General features: G+C 48.3%; 13 protein-coding genes and 2 pseudogenes. 8 read left to right on the top strand and 7 right to left on the bottom strand.

The genetic code is table 11. From position 1 onward, the window contains the following. Window positions 1-107 precede the first annotated feature (107 nt). A pseudogene (locus tag ACUVQO_RS08370) lies at window positions 108-692 on the bottom strand (lipase family protein). A gap of 130 nt (window positions 693-822) precedes the next feature. Here ACUVQO_RS08370 and ACUVQO_RS08365 point away from each other — a divergent pair. The 3 genes from ACUVQO_RS08365 to ACUVQO_RS08355 all read left to right on the top strand — a co-directional run bounded on the left by ACUVQO_RS08365 (window position 823) and on the right by ACUVQO_RS08355 (window position 2,866). Beyond that, on the top strand, window positions 823-1,899 hold the full coding sequence (locus ACUVQO_RS08365) for an ABC transporter ATP-binding protein (RefSeq protein ID WP_445925430.1): 1,077 nt from the start codon (window positions 823-825) through the stop codon (window positions 1,897-1,899). A 110-nt stretch (window positions 1,900-2,009) separates the two neighbouring features. Then, window positions 2,010-2,327, top strand: coding sequence for a hypothetical protein (locus tag ACUVQO_RS08360; RefSeq protein ID WP_445925429.1), 318 nt, complete (start codon window positions 2,010-2,012; stop codon window positions 2,325-2,327). A 191-nt stretch (window positions 2,328-2,518) separates the two neighbouring features. Next, complete coding sequence (locus ACUVQO_RS08355) at window positions 2,519-2,866, top strand: hypothetical protein (protein WP_445925428.1); 348 nt, start codon at window positions 2,519-2,521, stop codon at window positions 2,864-2,866. Between the two features lie 259 nt (window positions 2,867-3,125). Here ACUVQO_RS08355 and ACUVQO_RS08350 read toward each other — a convergent pair whose 3' ends face one another. Further along, window positions 3,126-4,769 carry a NupC/NupG family nucleoside CNT transporter gene (locus tag ACUVQO_RS08350; RefSeq protein WP_445925427.1) on the bottom strand — a complete coding sequence of 548 codons (1,644 nt, stop codon included), beginning with the start codon at window positions 4,767-4,769 and terminating at the stop codon, window positions 3,126-3,128. A gap of 302 nt (window positions 4,770-5,071) precedes the next feature. Between ACUVQO_RS08350 and ACUVQO_RS08345 the strand changes: the two genes are divergently transcribed. Both ACUVQO_RS08345 and ACUVQO_RS08340 read left to right on the top strand, forming a co-directional pair. Beyond that, window positions 5,072-5,362, top strand: a complete 291-nt coding sequence (locus tag ACUVQO_RS08345; RefSeq protein WP_445925460.1) for a hypothetical protein — start codon at window positions 5,072-5,074, stop codon at window positions 5,360-5,362. A 187-nt stretch (window positions 5,363-5,549) separates the two neighbouring features. Continuing rightward, complete coding sequence (locus ACUVQO_RS08340; RefSeq protein ID WP_445925426.1) at window positions 5,550-7,196, top strand: tetratricopeptide repeat protein; 1,647 nt, start codon at window positions 5,550-5,552, stop codon at window positions 7,194-7,196. A 202-nt stretch (window positions 7,197-7,398) separates the two neighbouring features. Here ACUVQO_RS08340 and ACUVQO_RS08335 read toward each other — a convergent pair whose 3' ends face one another. From ACUVQO_RS08335 to ACUVQO_RS08325, 3 genes are all read right to left on the bottom strand, one after another. Beyond that, the gene (locus tag ACUVQO_RS08335) at window positions 7,399-8,943 is read right to left on the bottom strand and encodes a serine/threonine protein kinase (RefSeq protein ID WP_445925425.1); all 1,545 of its coding nucleotides are present in this window, start codon (window positions 8,941-8,943) and stop codon (window positions 7,399-7,401) included. A 120-nt stretch (window positions 8,944-9,063) separates the two neighbouring features. Then, the gene (locus tag ACUVQO_RS08330) at window positions 9,064-9,510 is read right to left on the bottom strand and encodes a hypothetical protein (protein WP_445925424.1); all 447 of its coding nucleotides are present in this window, start codon (window positions 9,508-9,510) and stop codon (window positions 9,064-9,066) included. 85 nt (window positions 9,511-9,595) lie between these two features. Continuing rightward, window positions 9,596-10,834: an anhydro-N-acetylmuramic acid kinase gene (locus tag ACUVQO_RS08325; protein ID WP_445925423.1), complete on the bottom strand. Its 1,239-nt coding sequence runs from the start codon at window positions 10,832-10,834 to the stop codon at window positions 9,596-9,598. Between the two features lie 523 nt (window positions 10,835-11,357). On the opposite strand from ACUVQO_RS08325, the gene ACUVQO_RS08320 reads away from it, so the two are divergent. Then, window positions 11,358-11,759 carry a sensor histidine kinase gene (locus ACUVQO_RS08320; RefSeq protein WP_445925422.1) on the top strand — a complete coding sequence of 134 codons (402 nt, stop codon included), beginning with the start codon at window positions 11,358-11,360 and terminating at the stop codon, window positions 11,757-11,759. 307 nt (window positions 11,760-12,066) lie between these two features. Here the strand turns inward: ACUVQO_RS08320 and ACUVQO_RS08315 are convergent, their stop codons facing one another. Then, entirely contained in the window at window positions 12,067-12,432 is a 366-nt protein-coding gene (locus ACUVQO_RS08315) for a GNAT family N-acetyltransferase (RefSeq protein WP_445925459.1), read from the bottom strand. Between ACUVQO_RS08315 and ACUVQO_RS08310 the strand changes: the two are divergent. Continuing rightward, window positions 12,408-12,488 (top strand): annotated as a pseudogene (locus ACUVQO_RS08310) (TetR/AcrR family transcriptional regulator); the annotation flags it as partial. The gene ACUVQO_RS08315 and the pseudogene ACUVQO_RS08310 sit on opposite strands and share 25 nt — an antisense overlap. Before the next feature lie 15 nt (window positions 12,489-12,503). Then, window positions 12,504-12,944, top strand: coding sequence for a TetR/AcrR family transcriptional regulator (locus ACUVQO_RS08305; protein ID WP_445925421.1), 441 nt, complete (start codon window positions 12,504-12,506; stop codon window positions 12,942-12,944). Between the two features lie 721 nt (window positions 12,945-13,665). Here ACUVQO_RS08305 and ACUVQO_RS08300 read toward each other — a convergent pair. Continuing rightward, window positions 13,666-13,931: hypothetical protein (locus tag ACUVQO_RS08300; RefSeq protein WP_445925420.1), on the bottom strand; the 266-nt coding region annotated here is incomplete at its 5' end.

Below are 13,931 nucleotides of genomic sequence, written 5' to 3'. Positions count from 1 at the left end.
ACCTTTTGCTATTAACCGCTGGTTACGTGTTTAGCAATAATTCCCCAAAAGCCTTTGCTGGTGCTTCACCATGCCCAAACATTTTCTAATGCTTCGGTCTGAATCATTTATTTTGCTAATTGCCTGAGGACTGCAATATGGCGATCGATCGCGTGATCCTTAAACCGTTGGGTGATGAAGTTGATGCTGAACCGCTGTCCAATCCGGAATTCTTTGTCCACAACCCGGTAGCCCTGCCACCATCTTGGCAACTCCGGTACGATATCCATCCCGTGAACAACCCGGTAGCTGTTGGGAACCCGTTGATTATAAGAATCACGGAAGCCATCATTCCCTACTTTCGGCGCACCTTAGGTAAAAGCTTCGATGGTTACTTTATCGGAAAAATTGTACTGAATATCAACCGCACAGAGGGTAGCCAGCGCTCCCCCTAAACTATGACCCGTGGTAACCACAGTCGAAACTGCACTATTTTGAATGTAATGATGAATCTGGTCTCTTACCGCAAAGTAAGCAGTCACAAACCCCGTGTGCATTAAGGCTCCCAAATTGCTCGGCCCAGCATAGGGGTAGGTTTTTTCTTGGGGGCCAACAATCAATTCACGGATCACCTTCTGGTCAAATTGGGCACGTTCCAACGCTGTATTAAAATCAGTTTCCCAGTCCTCAGAAGACTCGCTACCCCGAAAAATGTATGACTAGAGCCTTTGAAATTTGAGAATTTTTGCTGTCTAGAGGAGACTGGCTGTGCTTGCAGTAAGCTGGGGAGAACAGCTTGCCTTTTGCAGTGAGTGTTGTCCATCCTTTACGACGATCCCATCTATGGCCCAGCTTGAACTAATTCATCTCAACAAAACTTTCAGCCCCAAAGTCGTTCCTGTGAAGGATATTAGCCTGACAGTTGAGGATGGAGAGTTTTTAAGCTTGCTGGGGCCATCAGGCTGCGGCAAGTCTACTATTTTACGAATGATTGCGGGATTGGAACTGCCCACCCAGGGACAAGTCGTGATTGGTGGACAAGATGTGACTCAAATGCAACCGGGCGATCGCAATATTGCGATGGTTTTTCAAAGTTATGCGCTGTATCCCCATATGACAGTTTACCAAAATTTAAGTGCAGGCTTGCGGCTGAAGAAGGTTCCCAAAGCCGAGATTGACAAGCGGGTGCGGGAAGTTGCCCAAATTCTGGAACTGAACGAACTCATGCAACGCAAACCGGGCCAACTATCAGGGGGACAGCGGCAACGGGTCGCAGTCGGACGAGCATTAGTGCGGGATTCGGATGTATTTTTGCTGGATGAACCTCTGAGTAATTTGGATGCTTTACTGCGGGAAAATGTGCGGGCAGAACTGAAACAAATTTTTGAGGCCCAGCAGGCTCCCGTAGTATATGTCACCCATGACCAGACAGAGGCAATGACCCTATCCACAAAAGTAGCTGTTCTGAATGATGGCTATTTGCAGCAATTGGATTCCCCCGATCGCATTTACAGCCATCCGGCGAACCAATTTGTTGCCGGGTTTGTTGGCAGTCCCCAAATGAACTTACTGACTCTGCCCTGCCGCGATCGCCATGCCTGGCTGGGAAATTTTCAGATTCCGCTACCCAATTTGCCAACTATCCCATCTGAGGTTGTTCTGGGCATTCGTCCAGAGCATATCCGATTAGCACAACCAGGCGAACGACCAACGATTCAGGGCCGGGTATTTCTGGTAGAAAACCTGGGAATGTACAAGTTGGTCAGCGTTCAGGTCGCCAATTCTCAAGGTAGCCCTGTTACAGTCAGAACCTTGCTATCCCCCAACGAAGATTGGTCAAACCGGGAATTAACCCTGGTCATTCCAGAAGAGGTAACCCACTGGTTTGATCCCGTTTCAGGAGATGCATTGAAACTATGATGCGGTCGATTCGGAGGAATTCGATGATATTGAAAGTTCTTCTACTGATACTTGTAATTCTCTCTCCTGGATTACTGGCCTGTAAACTATCCAATCAAAATTCCAGTCAGATGACTGTTTCTGATTTAGTGCTAAATAAAATCACCTTTGATCTTTCCCAGATTTCACCAGATGGATTAACTGGCCCACCCAATGGACGACGATCGCTGAGTTATGAGTTTTGCATTACCGCAACCGAGAAGCACCTCAATGAAGTCCGTTTGATTAACCCTGCTATTCAAATTTCTCGATCGCCTGGACGAATTGGCTGCACTAAAAATCAGTATCTGTGTATCGGTGAAACCCATACTCCTCAATGGCGTGAGGTTCTGGTAGCGATCGCAAAGCTGGATTATGTGCAACGGATAGTCCAATTCTTTGGGGAATAGGAAAATAGCTCTAAAGTAAACCAAGTCTAGGTCCAGAACCGTACTCTTATAGGAAAACGACCGTTCTCTCATTGGACTTGGTTTACGTCTTAAGACAGAGAACTCTAGTTGAATAGTTGATCCAGGGGTAGAGGGATCTTTTTTTCCTAGGCTGTATAGTACAGGAATTGTTATTGAGTTGAGATGGCGTTATGACAAATCCACGTGTTGAATCGGACGCTTATGATAGAGGTATTATCCCTGCTGAAACAGCCGCCCGTAAAGAACGGGAAGGTGAAGAATATAAGCATATTCCTGAACCAGCAGAAGGTGAAAGTATAGATACCACAGGTGGGTTTACGGTTGATCGCGAAGGGTTGTTAAATAACTACGCGATCGAGCCTGAAATGTATTACGAAACCCCGGGGGATGCACGCAAGGAAGAAGAAGAAGACGTTGAGCACCGCGCTGAAGAACTGCATGACATCAACGACAACGATGAAAGCGGTTTGTTAACTTCTGAGCACGACTACCGGGGTAAGGGTAGCGGCATTATCTAGAAATAAGGAGAGCGTTATGATTGGTTTCATTGGTTCCTGGTTTTAGTGTTCATGGATTATTGGCGATCATCTTAGGGCCAGTTATCCTGTCATTTGTGAATACTTTATGGAGTCGCTACTTTGCCGAAAAGCATCCACGACTTAACATCAAAGCTGAGGCTTAGTAAAGCCTTGTTAGATTGAAGATCACTTCAAGAGCAGAAGATCATACTTGGGGTATCTGAATCAGGTACCCTAATTTTTGCGGCCATTTGCTTTTCTATTGTTCTGTAGAAGAAAGAGTCACCACTGGAAATAGGGTAGAAGCGGCAGGAGACTGGGTTTCGGTTGAAGCCGGACTGACGGAGGAAGTAGGAGTTGGCTGAACTCCTAAAATGCTGGTATTGCCTGGTGTGTAGTAAACGCCTGATACAGCCGCAATCATCAGGGTAGCTAGAGTACCTGCAAATAAAGCCTTCCAGCCCAATTCGGAAATGTCTTTGCGACGGGAGGGAATTAAGGCGATCGTACCACCAACAAAGATGCCAACCGATGCAAGATGGGCAAAGCCAGAGAGCGCGTAACTGACAATCAGCACAGCCCGATCGCTGATCACCCGTTGCCCCGCTGGTAATGCCGCTGCTTGAGCCAGAGCTTGATAGGGCGGAATGGCCGTTTCAAACAGACGACGACCAATAATTACAGAAGACTCCCACAATTCCTGCGGATTCAGGGATACTCCCGTCAGGAAAGTCAGAGGTAAGAATAGAAATCCCAGAATATTCGACAGAGTGACGATCTTGAAAATATTGCCGATCGGACTGGGCAACAGCGCTAACCCCACAAAAATCTGGTTGAACAGATACACCAATCCCAGGATCAAGATCAGCACAGCCGCGATCGAGACGGCCATTTTTACCCCATCCAGCGCTCCTACGATCGCGGCATCCAATGGGCTAACGCGCTCGATCGGCTCACCTGCGACTGTTTCCTGCGGCCCTTCAGGCTCTACCTGGGGAACTGACTCTGTTTCTCCTCGCTCCTGAGCTTCTACTGTAGCCTCTCCTCTCAGCACCTCAGTTAGTTCTTCATCCTCCGTGGTGACAGGCACTTCTACCATCGGTAACTGCTTTGTATCCTGTAGCAATTGCCGTTTGCTAGTCACCGTCCTCAAGCGGGATGCTTTTTTTTCCTTGGGCAATCCTCCTAGCGTTAGCGGCACCTGAGTTTCTGGCACCAAAATTTTGGCTACCACAAAGCAAGCCGGAATTGCCATGATCGAGGCTGATATTAGGTGTCCCAGAATATTGGGAAATACAGGTTTGAGAAAGCTGACATAAATTGCCAGGGTGGAAGAAGCGGCTGTACCAAAACAACAGGCCAGGATGGCACACAGTTCACTGCGAGTCATTTCTGCCAGGAAGGGCTTAACCACGATCGCCGCTTCAATCCCCACAAAAATATTGGCCGCTCCACTTAAGGCTTCAGCCCCACTCAACCGCATCACCGAGTAAAAAATCTTGGCAAATACATTTGTAATCACCTGAATAATCCCCAGGTTGTAAAGCAATGCCATCAAACCTGAGAAAAAGATCACCGTCGGGAGTGCCCGGAACGCAAAAATATAGCCCAGATTAACATCGGCAGGTTTATCGGGCAGCGGTACAATATTGCGACCAAAGACAAAGTTTGCGCCATAATCCGCCGCATCAAAGATGACATTCAGGAGATCGCTAAAAACCTGTAAAGCCTCTCGCGTGGGTGGAAACAGAAAAATTGCGGCTCCAAACACGAGCTGCAGCAAAATTCCCATAATCATGAGGCGCCAGGGAAACACCCTCAAACTACGATTCTCGGAAAACAACCAGGCAACGAAACACAGACCGAAAATGCCAAGTAGCGAGATCAGGTTAAGAATGGACATGGGCATTTTCCTCGCAGTAATGATTTTTATGGCGATTAGGGCAGCAGGTAAAACCATAACCAAAATACGCGAGAATCAGGGTTTTAGCATCCCAGAAGGAGAGGGGAATTTTCAAAACTTAAATCTTGTCCAAGTCCAGAACCGTAGTTTCTCTGATCGGAAAAGGACTGTCCTCTAGCTGGACTTGGTTTAATTGGAGAGCCTGCCTTCTTTTCCCCTTCTGCCATCTGCTCCATAGAATGTTGATAAATAGAATGTTGATAATGGGTGAGTAAGTTAATAGGGTTGAAGCGGTGAACAGTATGGAAGCGTTTGAGCCAACTCCTCCTGACTGGACTCAAGCTGCCACTCATGCAGCGGAATTTCAGTGCCCCTCCTGTCGAGCACTGAGCAAGGCTGCGACCCGAGTTTGGATTAATCGGCGATCGCCTGTTTACACAGAAGACCGTCGCCGCAAGTGGCAGGAGTTTTATCTGTGTGAGTGTAATACAGCTTGGTGGGCCTGGAGCAGCGATCGTCCCCCATCTGAACTGGCTAATCAGGAACGCGAGATGCCGCCTCGGCCAGAATTCTTTAATCCCTTTGAGGATTGAGAAAGCTGTCAGTTCCCCAATTCCATGAGCCTTCTTGCCGATTAAATCTTGTCCAATTTCAGAACCACACTTTCTCTGATCGGAAAACGGCTGAATAAGATGCAAGAGTTCCCTTCAGTTTAATTGTGACTAGCCGCTGGGCAAGCTAGACTGAGCCTGTTCACAATCTACAAGTCAAGGTTTTGGTGTGCAAAGCCCATTTCCCTCCTCTCCCCAATCAATTAACAGTGCAGAAGCGCTGAAGGCCGCGATCGCCTACCACCAAGCTGGCCATCTCGACCAGGCCGAGCAGCTTTACCGACAAATTCTGGCGCAGCAGCCTCAGCAGGTGGATGCTTTGTCCCTCATGGGGGTGATTGCCTGTCAACGCGACAAGTTAGAGGAGGGCATGGCACTCTACCGACAGGCACTGGCTTTGCAGCCCAACCATCGACAGGCCCGGGAAAATTTGAACCTGGCCCTATGGAAGCTAGGGAAAAAGCAGATTGACGAAGCGATCGCCAATCTCAACTGGATCGTCAACTTTGAACCCAGAAACGAACAGGCCCAGAAAACCCTGGCCAACATTTATCAAGAACAGGGAATGCTGGAACAAGCACTCCACCACTATCAACAGGCACTGGCTGCTAATCCTACCAGTGCTGATGTGCTGAATCGGATTGGAGTCGTATTACAATATCAGGGAAAACCGAACCTGGCGGCTCATTTTCATCGGCAAGCCTTGATCCACCAACCCCATAACGTTGATGCGCTCATCAGTCTAGCTAAAGCTGTTCTGGATCAGGGTAAGGTCGAGGATGGTCTAGCCTATATCAATCAAGCCCTGAGCATTCATCCCACCCATCCCATTGCCCGTTATAATCGGGCCTTGATCCTGCTTCAGAAGGGTGACTTTCAGCAGGGCTTTCCGGAGTATGAATGGCGGTTAAGAACGGCAGATTTCCCACCCTGTCCATTTAAGCAACCCGTCTGGGATGGCTCTAATTTTTCTGGAAAAACCCTGCTCCTCCATGCCGAACAAGGGTTGGGAGATACCATCCAATTCATCCGCTATGTTCCCCTGGTGACTGAACGGGGCGGACGGGTCATTCTAACCTGCCATCAGCCTTTGATGCGCCTGTTTTCCACTCTGCCAGGAATTGATCAATTCATTCCCTTAGGGATGCCACTGCCAGCGTTTGATACCTATGCTCCCCTGCTCAGCCTACCCAGAATTATGGGCACCACCCTCGACACCGTTCCCCATCAAGTTCCCTATCTACAGCCGCCTAGAGTGAATATAGAGTTGCCAACTCTGGCTGCGACATCGCCTGCTGAATTCAGCTGCTCCAGTGACAGCGAACAGCCAAAATCCAAAATTCAAAATCCAAAATTAAAAGTCGGCCTAGTCTGGTCAGGGGGCAATCTCTACAAACACAATCAAGCCCGTTCCTTTTCTCTCCAGGAATTTCACTCCCTTCTGGACGTTCCCGAAGTCAGCTTTTACAGCTTGCAAAAGGGTATTCCTCAACTGGAAATTGCAGAGTTGGGCTGGCAATCACGTCTCGTCGATCTGAGTGAACAGTTGCAGGATATGGCAGACACAGCAGATGCGATCGCCCAACTCGATCTGGTAATCACTGTAGATACATCAGTCGCCCATCTGGCAGGTGCTCTGGCTACTCCTGTCTGGGTTTTACTCGCCCATGTAGCTGACTGGCGCTGGTTGCTTAACCGTCAAGACAGCCCCTGGTATCCCACCATGCGACTATTTCGCCAAAGCCATCCCGGAGACTGGCAGGGCGTAATGCAGCGCGTGGTTGAAGCCCTGGAAGAAGCTAGAGATAAGGGTTGAAAGTTCAGAGTGAAGAGTGAAAAGTTTTGAGTTTTGAGTTTTAAGTTTTGAGTATATATCCAAGGCTATTACCCATTTAAACCAAATCCAGCAAGAGAACGGTCGTTTTCCGATCAGAAAATTCCGGTTCTGGACTCGGACACGATTTATTCTTAACTTTTAACTCTTAACCCTTAATCAGCCACAATCTACTAGCCAATATTCACCAGACCGACGTGTTTGAGGAACTTTCCAGTTCTTCTACAATCTTGGGCTTCAATTTCTCAAACTCTGCCTGCAATAAAGTTTTGGAAGTTGTAGGTTGGCCTATAGAAATAGAAGATTGACTCGTGATAGACCACTGTTTGAGAAGAGAACATTGGGAGGGATGAATAGTGACGTTAATCGCGTGAGCACACTGTTCGGGAGACTCCAGAGCAAAGAGGAGAATGCAATACTCGCTTGTTTCTCCCAACAAGCGGATCATTTCTCGCCCGTGGGAAGTTTTCAGATCTAGAAAACAGCGCAACCAGCGAGGCCCATTGTTCTGACTGTGAAAGCGATTATGAATAGCGGTTAGCCAGAGGATCATGGGATGCGGAGACATGGAACACAGGAAATTCCGGTAAATTCGGTTGTAAAGCCGATTCACCTCAAGACTACGGATTTCCTGTTGCGGTAGCATTACCCAAATTGCTGCCATCGCTTCCTTGCCCCGGTTCAACACCTGTGGAAAAACGATTTGAGCAATGGGTTTATCCTTGGGCCAAGTCGTCAGTTGACAGATTTCCTCCGTCAAGAGGGTTGACTGGGTAACTGGATTCTTGACCGGCAACTTCTTGGCTAATGCTTCCCCAATCCGGTTACCAAGCTGATAGCTGGCACTATAGCGTTCTTCCAGGGGCACCAGAGCTTTCAAAATTTCCGCGATCGACTGAGGCCGATTGGCTGCCTTTTTCTCCAGACAGGCCATAACCAGCACCTCCAGCGGTTTCGGCAAGCTCAAACTGGGGTTTACCGATGCAAAGGTGCGGGGAGGCAGATAATGATGGGCCTTATACCAACCACCAAACGAGTGAGTTTCAGCCTGCAATGGCATCTTGCCTGTCAGCATTTCAAACATCAATATCCCCAGACTGTAGATGTCTGAACGGGGATCTAGATCCTGCCCCTCCATTTGTTCGGGCGAAGAATAGGGGAGGGTACCCATAAAAGAACTGGTCTGGCCTGAATCTTCCTGCAACAGTTTGGCAATGCCGAAGTCTAGAATTTTCACCAGGTCGCCCAGCATCGGGTTGGGTGTTACCAGAATGTTGCTAGGTTTGATATCCCGGTGAATGATGGGACAGAGTTGCTTCTCTACCAGAATGCCTTCATGGGCGCACTGGAGCCCTAAGCAGATTTGCCGAGCCAGACTGAGAAACTTGGGCAGAGGCAACAACTGACGGCTGATCATCTCATTTAGACTTTGCCCTTGCAGGTACTCCATGACGTAGAACGGCACCTCGTTTTCGTCCACGCCAAAGTCTGTTACTCGCACGATATGGATACTTTTTTGGGCTAGTTGGGCACAGGTGCGGGCTTCACTGTTGAAGCGATCGCGCATCTTGGAGTTGAGCAAGGTATGAGACAGGAATTTGACAGCAATCACACTGCCTAACACAACATCCTCGGCTCGGTAGACCCGTCCCATAGCCCCTTTACCCACCAGTTCAACCAGGTGATAGCGCCCATTGAGTAAACGACCGATGTTTGAGTCTGTTGCCATAGGAGCAGTCAGCAAATATTAACCCTCTCTTAAGCCCTTCTCCTTTAGTAATCCCGTAAAGCTATTGTAGCCACTCAATCTGATTGATTTTTTTGATAGGTAAGACGGGAGACTGCCCACCTACTCTAACTGCCTTTCTAACGTTGCCTCCATCGTACTGGTGAGATAATGGCCAGCCATGATGCCACTAGAAAGGTAATAGGTATTTTCATTCAGCCGGTAGAGGGTTTCAAAACCACTGCGCCGCTGCCGATCGCCGATCGCCCAGTAGCGCTGCACGATCGATTCCTGAGCTAACCAGCCTTCCCCTTCTACCCGCCCCAGCAAACTATGTTGTAACACAAAGGTATACTGGCGTTCCCCGGCATCCATGCGCCCCCGGTACTGGAGAGAGATTTCTTTTCGCTCGGTTCCTGGGAAAATCAGCTTGGTGACCATCGTGAACCAATCATCGCGGCTCCAACCAACCAGCGTCTTGCCCATAACAGAGACTGGCAGTTCATTTCGTTCTAGCCAGTGCCCTTGCATCGCCCAACGTCCTGGCTGAATCAAAAAGGTATGAGCCACAATCCTAGTTCCTTGCCTCGACGACCCGTGCGCCATGCTGGTTCAATGATAATTCATGCTAGCATGCATCGGTTGACCTGAGCCGCTAACAGGGTAGCGCACGGGTAAATTCTACTACTGGATGAATCTCTCCAAGCAAAACAGCCTGACGCGCTCCCGTAACGGCGGGTAGATTTCCTGAAATATTGTGAATTCGCCAGTAGGCCAACACTGCAAAAGCGATCGCCTCCTTAAAATCGGCATTCAGTCCTACCTCATCCGTCGTTCTGACGGGAATCGCTCCTAAAAGTGTCTGCAAGCGTTGTTTTAAGTATTGATTTTTGCTGCCTCCGCCACAGAGCAAAACTTGATCCGGCATTTGGGGTAAATAAGAACGGTAGCTATGAGCAATCGAGGCAGCCGTCAGTTCGGTAAGGGTCGCCAGAATGTCAGCAGGTTGAGTCAGATTGTACTGCTGGCAGTCGTGCAAACAGTGCTGCAGATAATCCATCCCAAACAATTCCCGTCCGGTGGACTTAGGAGGAGGTTGATCAAAGAAGTCTTGCTGTAGCCATTGATCAATCAGAGGCTGACAGGGCTGTCCAGTCGCTGCCCATTCGCCATTGCGATCGTAGGTTTGAGCACCATTGGTTAACTGATGAACGGCCAGATCAAGCAGGCTGTTGCCAGGGCCAGTATCCCACCCAAGGACGGCTTCTTCCCAGCCACGATCATCCTTCCTGGCAGGTAAGTAAGTAACATTGCCAATGCCGCCAATATTTTGCACACAGCAAGACTGATCAGGGTGACCAAGTAGATAGGCATCCAGCTTAGACACTAAAGGCGCACCCTGTCCTCCAGCCGCAATATCGGCTACGCGAAAGTTGCTCACAGTCAGGATTTTGGTGCGATCGGCAATCAGATCCCCCCGGCCCAATTGCAAACTGTAGCCCAGGGAGTTTTGAATTGGGGAAGGTGGTCGGTGGAAGACGGTTTGACCGTGGGAACCAATCAAGACGGCATGGGGTTGTCCCTGTTGAATGGCTAGAGCGGCCTGGGCAAATTGCTCGGCGATCGCGTCATCCAGATCAGCCAGTTCCACCAGCGGTAGGGCAGATCCCGCACAGACAGCCAAAACCTTCTCTCGCAAGACGGTTGGGTAGGAAAAGGTTTTTCCTGCCAATAAGTTAACCTGCAAATCCTCGGTAGCCCCAGAAATTTCCACGAGGGCGGCATCAATACCATCAACGGACGTACCACTAATCAGACCAATCACATACATGAGCAATACTAGAGGAGAGGGAAAAATACCAGGACTATTACTATAAGCTGTGAAGAGTAACAAAACCTTGATGCAGGGAACACCGGGTTAGCTCTTTATTCCCTTAAAAGGTGTTGAAATTCGATGGGGCGCTACTCCCTGAGCAGTCTTTACCCTTGCCACGACCTGGTTTACAGATCATTCGCTGTAGGAGCGAACCACTGTTCGTTCTATGAAGACATGGGGCTGAACTTTAGAAAATTGATATTACCCTATCCAGTTCTTCTTTTACAGAAGAAAACACACTGGAACTGGCTAAAAATCTCCTCTAACCAAGCCAATACATTCCTCATGGTCACTGCTATTTGTGGCAAACTCCCTTGGTCTTGTTGCATTTGGTCACTTATCTATCGGTTGAATAGCAATTGGAGTGGACAACACCAAATCTGCCGACACAGACTCAATACCATCCAGGTTTTCAGTAACCTGCGTCGGCTGTTTTTTCCGGATAGCCGCGACTTCAGTCATCAGGGTGATTTACCAAAATAGTCATTTCCGCGAATAGCAAATCGCCGAAGTGCAAATAGCATCCTAGACTACCAATCAGTTGGGATTGCGGTGCAGCAAGCAAAACTGTTTATGCAAATTCGAGAACAAACGGCAGCATTGTAAAGAGGCTAAAGGATTGGCAGATACCGCTAACCGGTCTAAAAGCGAGTTTTGGGCTAATATGAGCTATGAGTTGCGAACTCTGCTCAATGTGATTTTGGGATTGACTCAACTGCTTAATCGCGATTGTTTTTTGATGCAGGAGCATCAGCGTTATCTAGAAACTATTAGCAATAGTGGCAAACACTTATTAAAGCTAATTAACCATGTATTGAAAATGTCGAAGATTGCAACTGGGATATCAACGATACATAAAAATGTTCTCAATCTACATCGTATATTGCATGCGCTGAGAGACGTAATGCATTTCACAGCACCTGTTCAAGGGATTGCAATTTAATCTTGATTATAGTGATAACCTGTCACAAATAATTAAAACGGATGAAGGCAAGCTACGCCAGATTTTCATTAATTTATTAGGAAATGCCATCAAATTTACCCAAAATCAAATTTACCCACAATAGAAACGTGTCACTCTGGGCCTCGGTAAAGCAAAAGGTAAGCACGGAAACTCCATTGCACTGCCCTTCCATCACCCTGCTGTTTGAGGTTGGAGGCACCGGGCTAAATATTAGACCAGAGAAACTCAATCGTCACGACTCGCACCTGCTACCAGAATGGTCTTAAAAGACATTGCCTTTATCCCGTTAATTGAGGCGCAGACCAAACTTCGTCACTCCCGGAAACTCAATGTTGAATTGTTCCCAGAAGTAATCTGCATGGAAGGTTTGATAGGGCTTAAACCCAATGGACTCATAGGTATGGCGAGCGACATCATTGCCGTTGATTACCATAATTCCGGCAAAGTCATGCTGCTGCGATCGCCCCTCCTCTAACAAAGCTCTGAGTAAGGCTTTACCGAAGCCTCGCCCTCTTGCCCCGGGTAATACGGCAACATTTTCAATAATCCAGGTTGCTTGGGGTGTGAGGAAAAACGGCCGCAAATTTCCTCCCCAAAGCGGAACAAACTCAGCGCACTCGTCGCGCCATTCTGGATCGAGCGCGTCACTCATTTGCCACAAAGGGGCATGCCGCTACGGGAACCGAAGAAATCATCAGCGAATTAGGCATTACACGGGGGGCCTTGTACCACCAATTCCGCGACAAGCTGGGCGTGTTTAAGGCGGTCATCGTTGAAGTCTACGGCGAGATCACAGACTACATCCAAGCTAAAATCCAGCCCCTAGACACCAATTGGCAGCAGCTTATCGTCGGCTGCAAGGCATTTCTCGAAGTGGCTCACCAGGAAGAACTACGGCGTTTAGTTTTCGTTGAAGCTCCAGCCGTTTTGGCAGCAGATGACTTGGCTGAAATCGATCAGTATGGCTTTGCGTTGCTCCATGAGTCTATCCAAATTGCAGTCAACGAGGGCGAGCTAAACACGATCGATGCAGAGGGGTTTGCTCACCTCGTCAATGGTTCGCTCAATGATTTAGCGGCTTGGGTTGCACAGTCGAATGATTTGAATCGATTGAAAACAGCACAATCTTTAGTGGAGACATTACTAGAGCGGCACCGAAGCTAAACCTAATTATCGAATCTCAGATACTTGGTTTGATGATTACCACCCTGATTAATAAAGCCCACGGTGGGTATCCGGTGGTGCTCCAGTTACGCGCTGGCAATAGTCATGGGACTGGACTGTTGCGCTGGTCGTTCTGGCGGTTGAAACGAGCGTTTCCAGGCGTATGGATTATTTTCATATCAATTCTTCAAAAATTCGCTACATGTAGAGAGACGTTAGATGTAGCCACTATGAGTGGCATCCTTACAGCAGTTTTCAGATGAATAGTCCACAGTGTGCGAACTAGCCCAGCAGATCATGATCGGAAATGCACTTGTTAATAATTCGCGTTAGTGCTTGATCGAGAGCTCCACGAGAAGGAGCAAGTATGAACGGCTATTTCCGGAGCTTGTGGGACTCGTTCAGGCTACCAGATTGTGGCTTACTCAAGCAAGAACCGCTGTAAGTATCGCTGCTGAACACTCTGGTCTTGCAGCTTGACCTTACCGTTTTTCACCGTTTTCTCACTTTGACAGTGGGGACACTTCATTGCTAAGCCTTATGCAGCATAGCTATCTTAGCAATCACCCTTTAGAAAACCACTGCCTAACTGTCCATCTTATGGAGGATAAGGTTATCGGTCTATCGAGAGCGGCGGCGCAAATTTACATCGGGATTTCAAAATTTCAGGCATTCTGACATCGAGATCATGCGCTGAATCAAGCGCGATCGTATGACTGACCTATGCCGCCAAACTTGGCATGACAATTGTCTGGCACAATGTCAGAAATGCTTCCAGATTGTTGATCGTTGAATGCTCGATCACGCATTTGTCTGATCTTTTCCAGGGGAATTTGGGATCAGCATGTTCGATAATGACTTCGCCCGCTTCATAACTGAGTTGGACTTCAGAGCCACTGTACTCATAGTAGCCTGTGGAGTGAATAACCCTTAGCAAACAGGGACGCAGCCAGCCATCGGCAGACAGACGCATGCGATTACAGCGAT

It is taken from the genome of Leptodesmis sp. (assembly GCF_052746595.1).
Note: the sequence above shows the minus strand (reverse complement) of the source record. Positions and strands in the feature narration are given on the sequence as shown.

Bases quoted from the DNA above. Each gene is read 5' to 3' on its own strand.
- ACUVQO_RS08355 (WP_445925428.1), top strand. From the start codon at position 2,519: ATGACAAATCCACGTGTTGAATCGGACGCTTATGATAGAGGTATTATC.
- ACUVQO_RS08315 (WP_445925459.1), bottom strand. From the start codon at position 12,432: ATGAGTGACGCGCTCGATCCAGAATGGCGCGACGAGTGCGCTGAGTTT.
- ACUVQO_RS08365 (WP_445925430.1), top strand. From the start codon at position 823: ATGGCCCAGCTTGAACTAATTCATCTCAACAAAACTTTCAGCCCCAAA.
- ACUVQO_RS08335 (WP_445925425.1), bottom strand. From the start codon at position 8,943: ATGGCAACAGACTCAAACATCGGTCGTTTACTCAATGGGCGCTATCAC.
- ACUVQO_RS08345 (WP_445925460.1), top strand. From the start codon at position 5,072: ATGGAAGCGTTTGAGCCAACTCCTCCTGACTGGACTCAAGCTGCCACT.
- ACUVQO_RS08350 (WP_445925427.1), bottom strand. From the start codon at position 4,769: ATGTCCATTCTTAACCTGATCTCGCTACTTGGCATTTTCGGTCTGTGT.
- ACUVQO_RS08360 (WP_445925429.1), top strand. From the start codon at position 2,010: ATGACTGTTTCTGATTTAGTGCTAAATAAAATCACCTTTGATCTTTCC.